The organism is Xanthomonas sp. D-36-1 (genome assembly GCF_017746155.1).
GTDB lineage: Bacteria > Pseudomonadota > Gammaproteobacteria > Xanthomonadales > Xanthomonadaceae > Xanthomonas > Xanthomonas cissicola.
In genome coordinates this window covers 83,604-100,534 of sequence record NZ_JAGHWR010000006.1, presented here as the reverse complement: position 1 = coordinate 100,534, position 16,931 = coordinate 83,604, and the positions used below count along the sequence as shown (strand labels likewise).

The following is a 16,931-nucleotide window of genomic DNA, read 5'->3' as shown; positions in this document are numbered from 1 at the left end:
CGTCGCCCTGGCGCAAAGGACCCGGCTTGAATTCCCCATCTCCCACTGCGCCCGCCCTGCGCGTGTGCGATCTGCGCAAGACCTACGACAACGGCACCCAGGCGCTCAAGGGCGTCTCGCTGGACGTGGCGCCAGGCGATTTCTTCGCCTTGCTCGGCCCCAACGGGGCGGGCAAGTCCACCTTGATCGGCATCATCAGCTCGCTGGTGAACCTGTCCGGCGGACAGGTGGAAGTGTTCGGTACCGACCTGGTCCGTCACCGCAGCGATGCGATGCGCCTGATCGGCCTGGTCCCGCAGGAAATCAACTTCAACCTGTTCGAAAAACCCTTCGACATCCTGGTCAATTACGCCGGTTTCTACGGCATGCCGCGCAGCCAGGCGCAAGCGCTGGCCGAAGTGGAACTGCGCCGCGCGCACCTGTGGGAAAAGGCCCAGGTGATGAGCCGCACGCTCTCCGGCGGCATGAAGCGCCGGCTGATGATCGCCCGCGCCATGATGACCCAGCCGCGCCTGCTGATCCTGGACGAACCCACCGCCGGTGTGGATATCGAGATCCGCCGCGACATGTGGCGCGTGCTCAAGGACATCAACGCCGCCGGCACCACGATCATCCTGACCACGCATTACCTGGAAGAAGCCGAACACCTGTGCCGCAACCTGGCCATCATCAATCACGGCCAGATCGTGACCCAGGGGCCGATGCGCGAACTGCTGGCCAAGCTCGACGTGGAAGGTTTCCTGTTCGATATCGACGGTGAGCTGCCGGCGCAGTTGCCGGTGATCGAAGGCACCACGCTTACCGCCATCGACGGCCACACGCTGGATCTGGACATGCCGCGCGCGATGGACCTCAACCGCGTGTTCGCCGCGCTGGGCGATGCCGGTATCCGCGTGCGCTCGATGCGCACCAAGAGCAACCGGCTGGAAGAGTTGTTCGTTCGTCTGACCGGGCCCGGCGAGACCGTCGCCGCCCCGGCTCCTGCCGCAGTGGCGCCCGCGCGCGCGGCAGGCCACCCATGAGTCCTTCGGAGCCGTCGATGTCCGCCACGCCCGCCACACCCCGCCAACGCAACTGGATTGCGCTGGGCACCATCGTGCGCCGCGAAGTGCAGCGCATCCTGCGTATCTGGGGCCAGACCCTGGTGCCGCCGGCCATCACCATGACGCTGTACTTTTTGATCTTCGGCGGGCTGATCGGCTCGCGCGTGGGCGACATGGGCGGCTACAGCTACATGCAATTCATCGTGCCGGGCCTGGTGATGATGAGCGTGATCCAGAACAGCTACGGCAACATCTCTTCGAGCTTCTTCGGTGCCAAGTTCGGCCGCCACGTCGAAGAGCTGCTGGTCAGCCCGATGTCCAACTGGGTGATCCTGTGGGGCTACGTGTCCGGCGCGGTGCTGCGCGGGGTGATGGTCGGGGCGATCGTGCTGATCATCGCGATGTTCTTCACTCCGGTGCGGATCCCGCATCCATTCGTCACCCTGACCACGGTGCTGCTGGGCGCGACCATTTTCTCGCTGGCCGGGTTCGTCAACGCGGTCTACGCCAAGAAGTTCGACGACGTGGCGATCGTGCCCACCTTCATCCTGACCCCGTTGACCTACCTGGGCGGCGTGTTCTATTCGGTGAAACTGCTGCCCGGCTGGGCCGAAGCCGCAACGCATGCCAACCCGATCTTCTACATGGTCAACGCGTTCCGCTACGGCCTGCTCGGTAGCTCGGATGTGCCGATCTGGGTGGCCTACGCACTGATGCTGGGCTTTGTCGCCGTGCTCAGCGCCCTGGCCTTGTGGCTGCTGCGGCGGGGTGTGGGGCTGCGGAGCTGATGGCCGTGCGCATCCTGATCCTGGGCGCCGGCGGCACCGGTGGCTATTTCGGCGGACGCCTGGCGCAGGCCGGCGTGGACGTCACCTTCCTGGTGCGCGAAGCGCGTGCCGCGCAGTTGCAGGCAGACGGCTTGCGCATCCGCAGCCCGCTGGGCGATGCCGATCTGCAGGTGGCGCATGTCACCGCGCAGGACTTGCCGGCATTGGTGGCGCAGCAGCCGTTCGATCTGATGATCTTGAGCTGCAAGGCCTACGACCTGGACAGCGCGATCGACGCGATTGCGCCGGCGGTGGGCGAGCACACCACGGTGTTGCCCATCCTCAACGGGCTGCGCCATTACGCGGCCCTGGACGAGCGCTTCGGCGCCGCGCGGGTGCTGGGCGGGCTGTGCTTCATCAGCGCCACCAAGGGCGAGCACGGCGAGATTCTGCACCTGGGCAAGCCGGCAGCGATCACCTTCGGCGAGCGTAGCGGTGACGCGCATTCGGCGCGGGTGCAGGCATTTGCCGCCGCCTGCGCGCAGGCCGACATCACCCATGTGGCCAGCGAGAAGATCGCGCAGGAACAATGGATCAAGTACAGCTTTCTCACCGCGCTGGCCGCGGCCACGTGCATGATGCGTGCGCCGGTGGGTGCGATCGTGGTCACCGACGACGGCCGTGCGTTGATCAACGGCCTGTACAACGAATGCCTGTGGGCCGCCGATGCGGCCGGGCAATCGATTCCCGAGCCCGCACGCGCCAACGCGTTGCAGACGCTGCTACAGGTGGATTCGCCGCTCAAGGCCTCGATGCTGCGCGACCTGGAAGCCGGCCAGGACGTGGAAGCGGCGCAGATCGTCGGCGACATGCTGGCGCGCGTGCGCGAGACCGGCCGCAATGCCCCGCTGCTGATGGCCGCCAATGTGCACCTGCAGGCGTATCAGGTGCTGCGGCACCGCTGAGAAGGTGGCAGGCGGCGGTCGGTGGCTGCGCGCCAGCCCCCATCCGCCCTTCGGGCACCTTCCCCCGCAGGCGGGAGAAGGAAGCTGCCTGGGGGAACGGTGACTACCGTTGCATCAATGCGCGACTACCCTCGGCACCACTTCCAATACATCCCTTCCCCCGCTCGCGGGAGAAGGTGGCGCAACGCGCCGGATGAGGGCGCGCCGGCTTGGCGCAGCCTTCGCGCTGTAACGACGCGGTGCACACGATGCTCTGCTTCCCATCGCCCGCCTCGCCCCTGATGAAAGCGCTCAGCCACCTGTTTCGTGCCGGTCATTTCGTGATCCTGGCGTTCTTCGTGCTGTGTGCGGCGGGCCTGGTGACGATGGCCGGGCTGGAGTTGTGGCACGGCTTCACCCCCGGCGGCGACATGGTGGTGCGCGACCGTTTCAACGTCGTGCTTGAAGCTGTGGGCCTGCTGACGGTGGCGCTGGTCACGCTCGAACTGGGCCAGACCATCTTCGAAGAAGAGATTCTGCGCGACGTCAAGGTCAGTGGCCCCACGCGCGTGCGGCGGTATCTGTCGCGCTTTTTCGTGGTGATCGTGATTGCCCTGGCGATCGAGACGCTGGTGTCGATCTTCGAGCTGATGCATGCCGACCCGGCCAAGCTGCCCTACGCCGCTGCCGTCGGCTCATGCGCGGCACTGCTGCTGATCGCCTGGGGCGTGTTCGTCAAACTCAATCGCAGCGCCGAAGAGCTGGAACCGGAGGCGATGGAAGAAACCAAGCGCGAAGACCGCGAAGTGCAGGAGTAAGCGCGGTCAGCGCAGCTAGCGAGCGGTCGTCAGACGTGGGGCGGATGACGCGCAGGAACCGCAGTGTCCACGTGACACATGCCGCACCGAGCACCGATCACGCCCGCATGCGGCGGTGCAGTCGCTATCGGCTGCGGTTAGTCCGCCGCTGGCAAGGGCGGCACCGCAGTCGGCTTGCCATCGGCATCGAGCGCAATCATCACGAACTGCCCGCGCGTGCACAGCTCGCGCGCGCCGCTGAGCAGGTCTTCGGCGATCAATTCCACTTCCACCGTGATCGAGCTACGTCCCACCAAGACCACGCGGGCGATGGTTTCCACCATCTGGCCCTGGCGGATCGGCAGCTTGAAATCCACCTGATCCGAACGCGCCGTCACCACGGTGCGGCGCGCATAGCGCGAGGCGGCGAGAAACGCGGCCTTGTCCATCCACGCCAGCGCCTGCCCACCGAACAGCGTGCCCAGATGATTGGTGTGATTGGGAAACACGATCTCGGCCATGCGGGCTTCGGTCGGTGCAACGGGCGTGGAACTGGTCATGAAGAAGTGCCGTCAGAAGGAAGGAAAGCCAACCCGATCAGCTGCGCAGCGTCGGCAGGAAGCTCAGGTCCAGGTGGTAACGCAATGGACGCTGCGGATCGACGAAGACGCGCAGCAGTTGTCCATCGGCCATAAACGGCTGCGGATCGACCCACAGATTATCGCTGCGATACTCGGTCAAGGTGTCGTGCGTGCGGTCGTGGCGATGGGCCAGGATACGGAACGGGTGCACGCCATTGACCTGCAAAGACGCATTGCGTTCAACGCACACAAAACGCGCCTCCACCACCGTGCCATGCCGGCGCAACCACGCAGCACGGCGCGCATGCCAGACGCGATAACCGAGGATGCCGCCACCCACGCCGCCGAATACCACGCCCAGCAGCAACAAGATCCAGCGCGCCTGATCCGGCAGCAGCGCCGCACCGGTCAACAGGCCCAACCCCGCCAGCAGGAAGCTCCAGGCGACGATGGTGACCGTGGTGTTCATTGCCGGGCACCTTGCATCGACCGGGCGTCCGTCGCCATCACAGGCCGCTGCGGACCGCCGCTTCCACCTGCGCCGGCGACTGGAAGCCGGGCAGACGCGCCACTTCCGCGCCATCGCGATACAGCGCCAGGGTCGGGGTCTGGCGCAGGCCCAGGTCGCGGAAGAAGTCCTCGCCCACCACTTCCAGCTTGACCTTCAACAAGGCCACGCCATTGGCGGCATCGCTGTTGGCGAACTTGTCCAGCGACATGTCGAGCATGCGGCAGCCGGGGCAGTTGTCCTTGTAGAAATCCACCAGCGCGCGCGGATGCGCGGCCAGGGTCTGGGTGTAGTGCTCAGGCGACGTGACGGTAATGGTCTGCATTGGGATCGTTCTTGCATTGGGCCAGAACCGTGTCGGTCCAGGCGGCGATGGCCTGCGCGTCGCGCTGGCCGTGGGGCATCTGCTCGATGGTCAAACGGGGAAACGGGCTGTCGAAGAAGCGCGCGATACGGTGCACCGCACCGCAGAAATACTCTTCGCCCCACTGCGTTTCGCCAGTGCCGAACACGGCAACGCGCGGCGGCTTGCCCAGCGTGTCGACCAACTCGACGATGAAACGCTTCATCTCTGCCGGCGTACGCCCGCCGTTGTCGGTCCAACTGCCAAGCAGAAACAACGCGTACTGCCCTGGCGCATGCGGCACCTGCTCCAGCCGCTGCATGTCGGTTTCCAGCCAGGTCACCGCATGCCCGGCCGCTTCGCAGCGCAGCGCCACCGCACGCGCCAGATCGCGTGTGTTGCCGCTCAACGATGCCAGGGCGAGCAGGATGTTCATGGGGCGGGGATTGGGGAGTCGGGATTGGGGATTCGCAAAAGCCGCAACTGGTACGTCATTGAAAGTCCTTGATCGATGTGTCTTAGCGCAGTGCTGCTGTGACGAATCCCAAATCTCCAATGCCTAATCGCGGCGCTTCAACGCATCCCAAATCCCAAATCCCGGCTCCTCACAGATCGTCGAAGCCGTTATCCGAGTTGGTCTTCTTGTAAGACGCATTGCGCATTTCGAAGAAGTCGGTCTTGGTCTCGGTGAAGTTGTCGGCGTAGGCCTTGATCCACGGCATCACGTTGTCGTTGGCGCCTTCGTACAGCTTCTCGATGCCGAGCATGCCGGCCATCTTGTTGGCGCGGTACTTCACGTAACGGATCATCTCGTCCACGTCGATGCCGTCGATGCCGTCCAGCACTTCGGCGGTCCACTGGGTTTCCAGGTCGATCGCGTGTTCGAAGGCCTTGTGCACGTAGTCGGTGAGCTGGTCGCCCTGCAGCGCCTGGTTCTCGCCGATGATGGCGCGAATGAGCTCGCTGATGAACTTCGAATGCGCCAGTTCGTCGCGGTTGATGAAGCTGATGATCTTGCCGGTGCCGGTCATGCGGTTCTGGCGCACCAGATTGTAGAAATACGCAAAGCCGGAGTAGAAGTTGATGCCTTCCAGGATCGAGGACTGGATCAGCGAACGGATCAGCGTTTCGGCCGTCTTCTCGCGCATGAAGTCTTCGTAGGCGCCCATGATCGGCGCATTGCGCTTGATGATGGTCGGGTGCGTGCGCGCGATTTCGAACACGCGGTTCTGGTCGGCCAGGCCGGTGATCGAGGCCAGCACGTAGCTGTAGCTCTCGTTATGGATCACTTCCTGCTGGCCGATGATGGCGGCATTGGCATGCGCGGCCGGGTCGGTGATGTATTCGGCCACGTTGTAGATGAAACGCGTCTGCGGCGAATCCAGCGTGGCCAGCAAGCCGATGATCGAATCGTAGGCGTTCTTTTCGCGCGCGGACAGCTCGTTGTACTGGCGCGCATCGCCCTTCATGTCCACCTCGTCGGGGATCCAGAAGTTGGTCGACAGTTCCTTGTAGGCCCGATAGAAGGACGGGTACGGAATGTCGTTCCAGTTGAGGATGCCCGAGGTCTGACCGTTGATGATGCCGGTCGAACGGTTCGGGTTGCGCGGCTCAAGGATCTTGATGCGGTCGAGCGGTGTTGCGGACATGGGTTTCTACTCGTGTTTCAGGCGTCGCGCGTACAAGACAGCAACGGCGCAACAAATCGATCTGGAGGAAAGCCCCCTGAGTCAGGGGGCGCGCCAAAGGCGCGGGGTGTGGGAGATGGTGAAGCAGGGTCCACGGTTCGCGACGCGAACCGTGGAAGCGAAGCGCGAATGCGCTTAGCTACTGCACCATTCGCACTCACTGATGTCGATGTCGTTGGAGCGCACGTAGTACGTGGTCTTCAGCCCTTCGCGCCAGGCGGTCATGTGCAGGTCCAGCAGCGTGCTCGCACGGATGGTGCTGGGCACATAGAAGTTGAAGCTGATCGACTGGTCCACGTGCCGCTGGCGGCGCGCGTTCTGGCGCACGCTGGCGAACTGGTCGACCTTGTAGGCGCCCTTTTCGTAGTACGGCCAGGTCTCCAGCGACAGGCCAGGAGCGGCAACCGGACGGCGGAAGTCCTTCTTTTCTTCGTAGTAGAACGCGCTGTAGATCGGGTCGATGGAGGCGGTGGAACCGGCGATCTGCGCGGTGCTCATGTTCGGTGCAACCGCCAGCATCCAGGCATTGCGCACGCCATTGACCGCCACCTGCGCCGACAGCTCCAGCCATTGCGGGCTGTTGTAGTCGCGCGCACGGAAGTACTCGCCGTTGTGCCAGTCGCTGCCGCGGAACACGCTGTAGGTGCCCTTTTCCTTGGCCAGCTCCATGCTCGCCTGGATGGTCAGGTAGTTGATGCGCTCGTACAGCTCGTCGCTGTAGTCCTCGGCTTCCTTGGCATTCCAGTGGATGGACTTCTGCGCCAGCAGATGATGCCAACCGAAGGTGCCAAGACCGATCGCGCGGTACTTCTGGTTGGTGATGGTGGCCTGCGGCACCGGCAACTGGTTCAGATCGATCACGTTGTCGAGCATGCGCACCTGGATCGGGATCAAGCGCTCCAGCACGTCGGCACCCAGCAGATCGGCCTGGTCGGCCTGCACGGTGATCGCGCGACCCAGGTTGATCGAGGACAGGTTGCACACGACGAAATCGCCCGCCTTCTTGGTGGTGACGATCTGATTGCCGCTGATGATCTCCTGCATCATCCGCGTCGGGCTCATGTTCTGCAGGATCTCGGTGCACAGGTTGGACGAATAGACCATGCCCTCGTGCTTGTTCGGGTTCTTGCGATTGACTTCATCGCGATAGAACATGAACGGGTTACCGGTTTCCAGCTGGCTGACCATGATGCGCTTGAAGATCTCGATCGCCTTGACGGTCTTGCGCGTGATGCGCTCGTCGGCGACGACTTCTTCGTACTTGCGACGGAAGCTGCCGTTGGCGTCGCCCTTCTTCTCATCGAAGAAATCCTGCAGGTACCAGCCCTTGATCCGCTTCACTTCGTGCGGGTCGAACAGGTACCAGTCGCCGCGGCGCTCGACCGCTTCCATGAACAGGTCGGGGATGCACACCGAGGTGAACACGTCGTGCGCGCGCAGGCGCTGGTCGCCGTTGTTCAGGCGCAGGTCCAGGAACGCTTCGATGTCGCGATGGAAGATGTCCAGGTAGACCGCGATGGCGCCCTTGCGCTGGCCCAGCTGGTCCACCGACACGGCGGTGTTGTTGAGCTGCTTGATCCACGGCACCACGCCGCCGGACGAATTGGACACGCCACGGATCGCCGAACCCGACGAACGCACATAACCCAGGTACGCGCCGACGCCGCCGCCGTGCTTGGACACGCGCGCCACGTCGGTATTGGAGTCGTAGATGCCCTGCAGGCTGTCGTCGACGGTGTCGATGAAGCAGCTCGAGAGCTGGCCGCCGACCTTGCCGGCATTGGCCAGCGTCGGGGTGGCCACCGTCATGTACAGGTTGGACAGCGCCCAGTAGGCCTCGCCGACCAGCTGCATGCGGCGCTCGCGGCTGCCCTTGCCGGTGCCGATCTCGTCCTGCATCAGGTACAGCGCGATGGTCAGCCAGCGCTCCTGCGGCAGTTCGAACACGCCGCGCGAGCTATCGGTGGCCAGGTAACGCGTCGCCAGCAGGTACAGGCCGTTGTAGGCGAACAGCTTGTCGCGCTCGGGCTCGATCATCTTGCCGGCTTCGATCAGCTCGTCCTTGGAGTAGCGGCGCAGGATGTCGTTGGAATAGACATTGCGGTCGGCCAGGCTTTCCTGCAGGCCGACGAACGAGCCGTACTTCTGGCTGGCGTCGTAGAAACGGTTGCGGCTGGCGCGCTTGTACAGGCGGCGCAGGTACAGACGCGCAGCGAAGTGCTCCCACTCCGGGGTGGTCAGATCGACGCGGGCTTCGGCCTCGCGGATCAAGTGGTCGACCAGGTCGTCGGCGTTGACGCTGTCCTTGCGCTCGACGAACCCGAACACCGAGCGCTTGTAGTCGGCCACGTCCAGCTGCGGGAACTCGGCATGGATCTGGTCGATGGCGCGCTCCAGGCGCTCCGGCTCGAACGGAATCTTGCGATTGCCCGCTTCTTTCGTGATCCAGGTGGAGACGTTTTGTTCTTCGATGGTCTGTGCGTGCATTGCAATGGCTTGGCGGGGAGGCGGCACGATGTCCGACGGGTCGGTCAATTCCGGCGCGCCGCAGGCGGGCGCGGCAACGCTGGCGGGAACGCTGGTGGGTATTGCGGTACCGGCGGCGATCGCGGAAAGGGTGTCGTTGGTGGTCATGCGTCCTCCATGCGTAGGCACACGAACCTGCCGGAGCAGGCAACGACCGAGCGGCGTCCACGGTGCATTGGCGACACAGGACGCACAGCGCGCAGGCCATGGCCTGCGGCGGCATCACCACCAATTTCCCTGAACTCCCACGGTCGCCATCACGCGGTGTGCTGTCGCATGATGGTGTTCGGTGGCAACGCGCTGCCGTCATCGGGCCGGAAGCGACCGCGGCAATGCCGGGGCGCGTACAGGTCGCTGAGATGGGAGCCACAGGCAATGTCGCACTTGCGCATCGCCTTCGTCTCATCGGTGCCACTTGGGGGCGGTCACCACCGAACCCCAAGATAGTGGGGTACCCCCAGGGGGTCAACACCAAATGTGCCCAAATTGCGCCGAGCCTTGCGGCACAACGGGCTGCGCTGACGAGCGGTCGCCTCGCGCGGCGGGAGGACGAATCCGACTGCGCAGGTCAAGTCGGGAGGGTCCTGATTCGCTCGCCACACTCACCCGCCGTCGACACCAGGCGTGCTATCGGTAGCGTTTTTTTGCTGGGCGCCCACGCGCCCGCCAGCCGATCAGCGACCGCGCAAGCTCGCCGGTGATCGCTCAGATCTCGGTCGGCCCGATGTGGTGACGCTTGCGGTAGCGGATCGACGACCACACCGAGGCGGCGATGAAGGCCACGCCGATCAGGCCGGTCAGCACCTCCGGCACGTGGTAGACCGTGCCCACCAGCATGATGATCGCCAGCACGCCGATGGCGTAATGCGCGCCGTGCTCCAGGAACACGAATTCGTCCAGGGTGCCCTTGTGCACCAGGTAGACCGTCATCGAGCGCACGAACATCGCGCCGATCGCCAGGCCCAGCATGATGATCACCACGTCGCGGGTGATGGCGAAGGCGCCGATCACGCCATCGAACGAGAACGAGGCGTCCAGCACTTCCAGATACAGGAAGGCGGCGATGCCCGAACGCTTGGCCGGGCCCATGCTGCCGTCTTCGCTCTCTTCGGCCTCGAACAACGCATCCACGCTGCCGACCAGCAGATACAGCAGGATGCCGCCCAGGCCTGCGAACAGCACGCTCTGGAAGATGCCGTCCGGCAGGAACAGCTTGGTGCCCAGCAGCACCGACACCGCCACGATCACCGACATCGCATCGGCCTTGCCCAACTTGCCGACCAGCCGCTCCACCGGGCCCAGCCAGTGCAGCTTGCGCTCCTGGTCGAACAGGAAATTCAGGAACACCAGCAGCAGGAACATGCCCCCGAAGGCGGCGATGGACGGGTAGTTATCGGTCAGCACCTGGCTGTAGCGGTCCGGCTCCTTCAGCGCCATCTGCATCACCGGCACCAGGCCCATGCCGGTGGCCACCGACACGATCACGATCGGGAACACCAGGCGCATGCCGAACACGGCGATCAGGATGCCCACGGTCAGGAACAATTTTTGCCAGAACGCGTTCATGTGCTTGAGCACGCCGGCGTTGACCACTGCGTTGTCGAACGACAACGACACTTCCAGCACGCTCAACACCAGGCACAGCCACAGCGCCTGCCAGATCCCCATCGATGAGGTGTGACCCCACCACGCAGCCAGGCCCAGGCAGATGGCGGCGACCAACAACGACATTCTGAAATCGCGAAACATTGACACTCCCAGGCGGGCCGAGACGACAGCCGGAGCAATGGGCCAGGGCGAAGCCTGGCAGTCCGGCGTGCGGTGGAGGATGGGGGACCGCGGCGTGACGCAACGTCAGGCCGGGCGCGGCTCGCCCATTATAGGGAGTGTCACCGCCATCAGGGTTGCATCGTCAGGATCCGGGCGCACGCCAAAGCCCAGGCTCTGGCACATCGCCAGCATGGTGCGGTTCTCGCGCAGCACCTGACCTTCGATTTGTTTGAGGCCCAGCCAGCGCGCGTACTCGATCATGATGCGCATCAGCTGCCAGCCGATGCCGTGGCCCTTGAGGTCCGAGCGGATCAGGATGCCGTACTCGCCGCGCTGGTAATCAGCGTCGGCGTGCAGGCGCACTGCGCCGAGCATGTCGCCGGTCTTGGGGTCGATGGCCACCAGCGCGATGGAGCGGGCGTAATCGAGCTGGGTCAGCCGGGCGATGAATTCGTGGCTGAAATGCTTCACCGACTGGAAGAAGCGCAGGCGCAGGTCTTCGTCGGTGACGCGGGCGAAGAAGGCGCGGAACAGCGCGTCGTCTTCCGGGCGCACCGGGCGCACCAGCGCATGGGTGCCATCGCCCAGGCCGATCTGGCGCTCCCATTCCTTGGGGTACGGGAAGATCGCAAAGCGCGGATGGCCGCGGCCCTTGTGCAGCTTGCGCGCTGGCGCCACCGCCACGCGGGCGTCCAGCGCGATCACGCCATCGCGGTCGGCCAGCAGCGGGTTGATGTCCAGCTCGGTGATTTCGGGGATGTCGGCGGCCAGCTGCGCCAGCTTGACCAGTACCAGCGCCACTGCACGCTCGTCGGCGGCCGGCACGTCGCGGTAGGCCTTGAGGATGCGCGAGACGCGGGTGCGGCCGATCAGCTCGTGGGCCAGGCGCAGGTCCAGCGGCGGCAGGGCAAGCTCGCGGTCGTTGATGACCTCCACCGCGGTGCCGCCGCGCCCGAACACGATCGCCGGGCCGAACACCGGGTCGTCGGCGATGCCGGCGATCAGTTCGCGCGCCTTGGGCCGCAGCACCGTGGGCTGCACGATCACCCCTTCGATCACTGCATGGAGATGCGCGGCGCGCGCCCGCGCCAGGATGCCGGTGGCCGCTTCGCGCACCGCCGCCACGCTGGACAGGTTCAGGCGCACGCCATCCACATCGGACTTGTGCGCGATTTCGCTGGACAACACTTTCAATGTCACGGTGCGGCCGACGGCCAGTAACGGGTCGGCCAGCAATGCGGCCTCGTTGGCGGTGGCGGCCACCTGCAGCGGCACGATCGGGATGCCGTAGGCGGCCAGCAGGCGGTTGGTGGCGACCGGATCCAGCCAGCGCCGGCCGGCCGCCAGGGCCTCTTCCACCAGCGTCCGCGCGATGCCGGCATCCACGACGAAGTCTTCCGGCAGGCTGGGCGGGGTCTCCATCAGCGCCGCCTGCGCCTCGCGGTAGCGCACCAGGTGGGTGAAGCCGCGCACCGCGTCCGATTCGGTGGCATAGGTGGGCACGCGTGCGGCGTTGAGCGCGGCGATCGCCGCATCGTCCTGGCCCAGCCACACCGCAAACACCGGTTTGTCGCGCTGGTAGCGGTTGCGCTGGTCCAGCGCGCGGGTCAACGCCTTGGCCGCATCGGCCGAGGAGGTGAACGCGGTGGGCACGTTGACCACCAGCAGCGCGTCGTTCTCCGCATCGTCCAGCAGCGCCTCGATCGCTGCGGCATAGCGCGCGCCGTCGGCGTCGACAATGATGTCGACCGGGTTGCTGCGCGACCAGCCTTCCGGCAGCGATTGATCGAGTCTTTCCAGCGTCTTGGGCGACAACTCGGCCAGGGTGCCGCCACGCAACACCAGCTGGTCCACCGCCAGTTGCCCCACCCCGCCGCCGTTGCTCAGAATGGCCAGGCGCCGGCCCGGGAAACTGCCGAGCCGACCCAGGGTTTCGGCGGCGGCGAACAGCTCGTCCAGCGCGCCCACCCGCAACAATCCCGCACGCGCGAACGCGGCGCCGTAGACCGCATCCGAGCCGGCCAGCGCCTGCGCGTGGGTGTCGGCATTGGGATTGATGCGGTACTGGCGGCCGGATTTGACCACCACAACGGGCTTGGCACGCGCGGCGGCACGTGCGGCCGACATGAACTTGCGCGCATCGCCGATGCGTTCGACGTACAGCAAAATCGCGCGGGTGCGGTAGTCGGTGGCGAAGTAGTCGAGCAGATCGCCGAAATCCACATCCAGCGTATCGCCCAGCGACACCACCGCCGAAAACCCGACCGAGCGCGCCACCCCCCACTCCACCAGCGCGGCGGCAATGGCGCTGGATTCGGAAATCAACGCCAGATCGCCGGCCTGCGGGCAATGCGCGGCGATGCTGGCGTTGAGTCGCGCATGCGGGGCGATCACGCCCAGGCAGTGCGGGCCGAGGATGCGCATGCCTTTGGCGCGCGCGGCCGCTTCCATGCGTGCGGCCGGCGAGCCGGGGCCGCTGCCCAGACCGGCAGTCAAGATGATCGCCGCGGCCACACCACGCCGCGCGGCGATGGAGACGATGCGCGGCACGATACGCGCCGGCGCGGTGATCACCACCAGGTCGGGCACCCACGGCAGATCGGTCAGCCGCGCCACCGTGCGCACGCCGTCGATCTCGCTATAGCGCGGGCTCACCCAGCCGATCTGGCCGGGAAACCCGGCCGCGCGCAGGTTACGCACCACCGCCCGCCCGGCCGAACGATCACGCGGGCTGCCCCCCACCACCGCCACGGTGCCGGGACGAAAGACCTGCTGCAGGTGGTACGTACTCATCGGACGGGGGACGCGAATGCCATCGCACTACGGTACACGCACTGGCGTTTCAGGGCATGGGGTGACGGATGCATGCGCACATGCATGCATCCGTGATTACCTGGGCGCGATGCCTCTATAACAGCGTGCCGCTCAAGATCAGCGCAGCGATGCTGAAATAAATCACCAGCCCGGTGACATCCACCAGCGTGGCGACGAACGGCGCCGAGGCGCTGGCCGGGTCGAACCCGAAGCGTTGCAGCACGAATGGCAGCATCGAGCCGGACAGCGAACCGAAGGTGACGATGCCGATCAGCGCCGCGCCGATGGTCAGCGCCACCATCTGCCAGTGCGGGCCATAGTCGTACAGGCCGGCGGTCTGCCAGATGGTGATGCGCACGATCGCCAGCACGCCCAGGATCGCGCCCAGGGTCAGGCCGGTGGGCAGTTCGCGCAGCGCCACCTTCCACCAATCGCGCAGGCGGATTTCGCGCAGCGCCAGCGAGCGGATCAGCAGCGAGGTGGCCTGCGAGCCGGAGTTGCCGCCCGAGCTCATGATCAGTGGAATGAACAAGGTCAGCACCACCGCCTTGGACAGCTCGTCCTCGAAGTGCTGCATGGCGCTGGCGGTGAGCATTTCGCCCAGAAACAGCACGCTCAACCAGCCGGCGCGTTTCTTGATCATCTGGCCGAAACCAATCTGCATGTACGGCTTGTCCAGCGCTTCCATGCCGCCGAACTTGTGCACGTCTTCGGTGGATTCGGCGATGAGCGCGTCGAGCACATCGTCCACGGTGACGATGCCGAGCACGTGGCCGCGCGCATCCACCACCGGGATCGCCAGCAGGTCGTGGCGACGGATCAGCCGCGCCACTTCTTCCTGGTCCAGTGCCGGGTCCACGGTGACCGGGGGATTGACCTGCGCCACGTCCAGGATCGGCGCCTCCGGCGCGCCGGTGATCAGGCGACGCATGGTCACCACCTGCTGCAGCACGCGGGTGTGCGGGTCGAGCAGATAAATCGCATACACCGTCTCGCGGCTGCGCTCCACCTCGCGGATGTGCTGCAGGGTGCGGCCGACCGTCCAGTCCGACGGCACGGCCACGAACTCGGTGGTCATCAGCGCGCCGGCGGTGTTGGGCGGGTAGCGCATCAGCGCCTGGATCGACAGCCGCGCCTCGGCACTGAGCAACCACAGCAGCGGCTGGCGCTGCTCGGCATCCAGGCCATGGAAGATATCGGTGGCGCGGTCGTCGGCCATCTGCCCAAGCAGCGAGGCGGCCTGCTCGGCCGGCAGCGACGCCACCAGCGTGCTGGCATCGCGCAGCTCCGGCTGTTCGAGCAATTTCACCGCACGCAGCAAAGGCAACGCGGCCAGCACCTGCGCCGCTTCGTCGCGGTCGAGGGTGTTGAGATATTCCACTGCATCGGCCGTGTTGAGCTCGGCCAGGGGTGCGGTCAGTGCATCGACGCCTTCGGCAAGGCGCAGGGTTGGATCGTACATGGTGGTTCGCCTGGTGACGACCGTCGTCGATGACAGCCGGCGAACCTGGGCCTCAGGCGCGCGCCAGCTGGGTCATCGACCCGGGTCTAGGGTGACTGTCGCTGGACATGGGTAAGGGCTCCAAAGGTGCGTACCGACCGGTGATCCGGGCGATGGCGCGGCGCAGTCTGCGCGCCTGAGTCGGCTTGGTCAATGCCCTGCGCGCAGGCCGCTTAGAGCGTGTTATGCACGTTGAGATGAGATGCGTTGGCCGCCGACCCTCCGGAAAGCGCCCTGTGCGCGCCGATACCGCGTTGCGCGCCTTGCCCAGGCGGCGGGGCCGCAGCGCACGGCTTGTCTCGACGCGCCACAGGACGCTTCGCACTCACCTCAAAGCACATGACACGCTCCAGGTGGGCTTCCAGAAGCCGGGCGGCGCAGGCATGCGCCAGCCAGGCGCTGGGTAACAGGCCGGCAGCGGCGCGATGTGGGGCGTGCCGGCGCACGGGGCATTGCGCAGCGTTGCGGCTAGGCTGAGGACGCTCGCGCGGCGATACCCCAGCGCCTGCCGGGCAGGCGTTCTGGCGGATGCTGTGGCGCCGCTGGCCGCCGCGACAGAGCCGCGCAACCGCCTGTCGCCGCGCCGTGCTGAGAGTCACACTTCATTGCTACAGTCCGCTTCCCGCAACGCCTGGCGCGTTGCTTTTCCGCCATGGCATCGGCCATCGCATCCACGCAGTGGGTTTTTCTTCCGGAGTTTGTGCATGCCCGCTTCCAGGTCGCTTCTGTTACGTCGCATCAGCCCGCTGTGTCTGTGCATCGCCGCCGGCTGGGGCGCGGTGGGCATGGCGCAAACCGCATTGCCTGAAAGCAAGCCGGTGGAGGCGCATGAGACCGCGCCGCACACCGGGCACGAATGGGGCTATACCGGCCCGGAAGGTGCCGAGCATTGGGCCGAGCTGGCCAAGGAAAATGCGCTGTGCGGCCATGGCCAGCAGAACAGCCCCATCGATCTGAAAGGCGCCATCGACGCCAACCTGGGCACGCTGCTGCTGAGCTACAGCGCCGTGCCGCTGGTAGTGCGCAACACCGGCCATTCCATCCAGCTGGATCTGCACGATGGCGGCAGCATGGCAACCGGCGGCAAGCAGTATCAAGCCTTGCAACTGCACTTCCATCACCCCAGCGAGCATCTGTTGAACGGCCGTCGTTTCCCGATGAAGCGCACCTGGTGCATCAGGGCCCGGACGGAACGCTGGGCGTGCTGGCGATCTTCTTCGAAACCGGCAAGGCCAACCCGGCCTTCCAGCGGGTGCTCGACGCCATGCCCAGGGACAAGGACCAGACCCGGCAGGTCGCCAACGCGACGGTGAGCGCCGAGGCGTTTCTTCCGCCGAGCAGTCAACGCAGCTTCTATCGCTACGAAGGCTCGCTGACCACGCCGCCGTGCAGCGAAACGGTGGACTGGGTGGTGCTCAGCCAGCCGGTGCAGGTCTCGGAAGCGCAGATCAACGCCTTCGAACGCGTGTACCCGTTCAATGCACGCCCACTGCAGCCGCTGGATCGGCGTTTTCTGCTTAAAAGCCACTGATTGCTCGCGCGGTGTGTCGACCGTGCGCGGCGTGTCACCCACCGCCTGCGCACTGACCGTGCGGGCGCAGGCGGTGCCGGACTGATCCGTGCACACAGCCGCAGATAGGTGCCTGGCC

13 protein-coding genes and 1 pseudogene are annotated in these 16,931 nt (G+C 65.6%); 5 read left to right on the top strand and 9 right to left on the bottom strand.

What is annotated here, in order from left to right; translation table 11 throughout:
* The first annotated feature begins 26 nt into the window (after positions 1-26).
* The 4 genes from J7367_RS02205 (at position 27) to J7367_RS02190 (ending at position 3,572) form a co-directional block, all read left to right on the top strand.
* Positions 27-1,022, top strand: coding sequence for an ABC transporter ATP-binding protein (locus J7367_RS02205; protein ID WP_057660724.1), 996 nt, complete (start codon positions 27-29; stop codon positions 1,020-1,022).
* Positions 1,019-1,831, top strand: a complete 813-nt coding sequence (locus tag J7367_RS02200; RefSeq protein WP_176215016.1) for an ABC transporter permease — start codon at positions 1,019-1,021, stop codon at positions 1,829-1,831. Before J7367_RS02205 ends, J7367_RS02200 begins: the two co-directional genes overlap by 4 nt.
* Complete coding sequence (panE, locus tag J7367_RS02195; RefSeq protein ID WP_057660730.1) at positions 1,831-2,775, top strand: 2-dehydropantoate 2-reductase; 945 nt, start codon at positions 1,831-1,833, stop codon at positions 2,773-2,775. The genes J7367_RS02200 and panE overlap by 1 nt, the downstream gene beginning before the upstream one ends.
* A gap of 281 nt (positions 2,776-3,056) precedes the next feature.
* Positions 3,057-3,572, top strand: a complete 516-nt coding sequence (locus J7367_RS02190; RefSeq protein ID WP_003487308.1) for a hypothetical protein — start codon at positions 3,057-3,059, stop codon at positions 3,570-3,572.
* A 137-nt stretch (positions 3,573-3,709) separates the two neighbouring features.
* On the opposite strand, the gene J7367_RS02185 is transcribed toward J7367_RS02190, so the two are convergent.
* The 9 genes from J7367_RS02185 to mgtE form a co-directional block, all read right to left on the bottom strand.
* A complete protein-coding gene (locus tag J7367_RS02185; protein ID WP_003487309.1) occupies positions 3,710-4,111 on the bottom strand; it encodes an acyl-CoA thioesterase in 402 nt (133 codons plus the stop codon).
* Positions 4,112-4,148: 37 nt separating this feature from the next.
* Complete coding sequence (locus J7367_RS02180; RefSeq protein ID WP_057660733.1) at positions 4,149-4,601, bottom strand: hypothetical protein; 453 nt, start codon at positions 4,599-4,601, stop codon at positions 4,149-4,151.
* Between the two features lie 37 nt (positions 4,602-4,638).
* Positions 4,639-4,965 carry a thioredoxin family protein gene (locus J7367_RS02175; protein WP_003487311.1) on the bottom strand — a complete coding sequence of 109 codons (327 nt, stop codon included), beginning with the start codon at positions 4,963-4,965 and terminating at the stop codon, positions 4,639-4,641.
* On the bottom strand, positions 4,937-5,419 hold the full coding sequence (locus J7367_RS02170; protein WP_057660737.1) for a flavodoxin: 483 nt from the start codon (positions 5,417-5,419) through the stop codon (positions 4,937-4,939). The genes J7367_RS02175 and J7367_RS02170 overlap by 29 nt, the downstream gene beginning before the upstream one ends.
* A 169-nt stretch (positions 5,420-5,588) precedes the next feature.
* Positions 5,589-6,632 (bottom strand): ribonucleotide-diphosphate reductase subunit beta, encoded by a 1,044-nt coding sequence (locus J7367_RS02165; RefSeq protein ID WP_003487313.1) that lies wholly within the window; start codon positions 6,630-6,632, stop codon positions 5,589-5,591.
* 174 nt (positions 6,633-6,806) lie between these two features.
* A complete protein-coding gene (locus tag J7367_RS02160) occupies positions 6,807-9,305 on the bottom strand; it encodes a ribonucleoside-diphosphate reductase subunit alpha (RefSeq protein ID WP_007965098.1) in 2,499 nt (832 codons plus the stop codon).
* Between the two features lie 597 nt (positions 9,306-9,902).
* Complete coding sequence (locus J7367_RS02155; protein ID WP_003487316.1) at positions 9,903-10,946, bottom strand: DUF475 domain-containing protein; 1,044 nt, start codon at positions 10,944-10,946, stop codon at positions 9,903-9,905.
* A 105-nt stretch (positions 10,947-11,051) separates the two neighbouring features.
* Positions 11,052-13,760, bottom strand: coding sequence for a bifunctional acetate--CoA ligase family protein/GNAT family N-acetyltransferase (locus tag J7367_RS02150; RefSeq protein WP_057660744.1), 2,709 nt, complete (start codon positions 13,758-13,760; stop codon positions 11,052-11,054).
* A gap of 115 nt (positions 13,761-13,875) precedes the next feature.
* Positions 13,876-15,243 carry a magnesium transporter gene (mgtE, locus tag J7367_RS02145; protein ID WP_007965104.1) on the bottom strand — a complete coding sequence of 456 codons (1,368 nt, stop codon included), beginning with the start codon at positions 15,241-15,243 and terminating at the stop codon, positions 13,876-13,878.
* Between the two features lie 743 nt (positions 15,244-15,986).
* Between mgtE and J7367_RS02140 the strand changes: the two are divergent.
* Positions 15,987-16,813: pseudogene (locus J7367_RS02140) on the top strand (carbonic anhydrase family protein).
* Positions 16,814-16,931: the final 118 nt, after the last annotated feature.

What these genes read in the sequence shown, in the direction of transcription:
- J7367_RS02200 (WP_176215016.1), top strand. Translation starts at nt 1,019, where the DNA reads ATGAGTCCTTCGGAGCCGTCGATGTCCGCCACGCCCGCCACACCCCGC.
- panE (WP_057660730.1), top strand. Translation starts at nt 1,831, where the DNA reads ATGGCCGTGCGCATCCTGATCCTGGGCGCCGGCGGCACCGGTGGCTAT.
- J7367_RS02190 (WP_003487308.1), top strand. Translation starts at nt 3,057, where the DNA reads ATGAAAGCGCTCAGCCACCTGTTTCGTGCCGGTCATTTCGTGATCCTG.
- J7367_RS02185 (WP_003487309.1), bottom strand. Translation starts at nt 4,111, where the DNA reads ATGACCAGTTCCACGCCCGTTGCACCGACCGAAGCCCGCATGGCCGAG.
- J7367_RS02180 (WP_057660733.1), bottom strand. Translation starts at nt 4,601, where the DNA reads ATGAACACCACGGTCACCATCGTCGCCTGGAGCTTCCTGCTGGCGGGG.
- J7367_RS02175 (WP_003487311.1), bottom strand. Translation starts at nt 4,965, where the DNA reads ATGCAGACCATTACCGTCACGTCGCCTGAGCACTACACCCAGACCCTG.
- J7367_RS02170 (WP_057660737.1), bottom strand. Translation starts at nt 5,419, where the DNA reads ATGAACATCCTGCTCGCCCTGGCATCGTTGAGCGGCAACACACGCGAT.
- J7367_RS02165 (WP_003487313.1), bottom strand. Translation starts at nt 6,632, where the DNA reads ATGTCCGCAACACCGCTCGACCGCATCAAGATCCTTGAGCCGCGCAAC.
- J7367_RS02160 (WP_007965098.1), bottom strand. Translation starts at nt 9,305, where the DNA reads ATGACCACCAACGACACCCTTTCCGCGATCGCCGCCGGTACCGCAATA.
- J7367_RS02155 (WP_003487316.1), bottom strand. Translation starts at nt 10,946, where the DNA reads ATGTTTCGCGATTTCAGAATGTCGTTGTTGGTCGCCGCCATCTGCCTG.
- J7367_RS02150 (WP_057660744.1), bottom strand. Translation starts at nt 13,760, where the DNA reads ATGAGTACGTACCACCTGCAGCAGGTCTTTCGTCCCGGCACCGTGGCG.
- mgtE (WP_007965104.1), bottom strand. Translation starts at nt 15,243, where the DNA reads ATGTACGATCCAACCCTGCGCCTTGCCGAAGGCGTCGATGCACTGACC.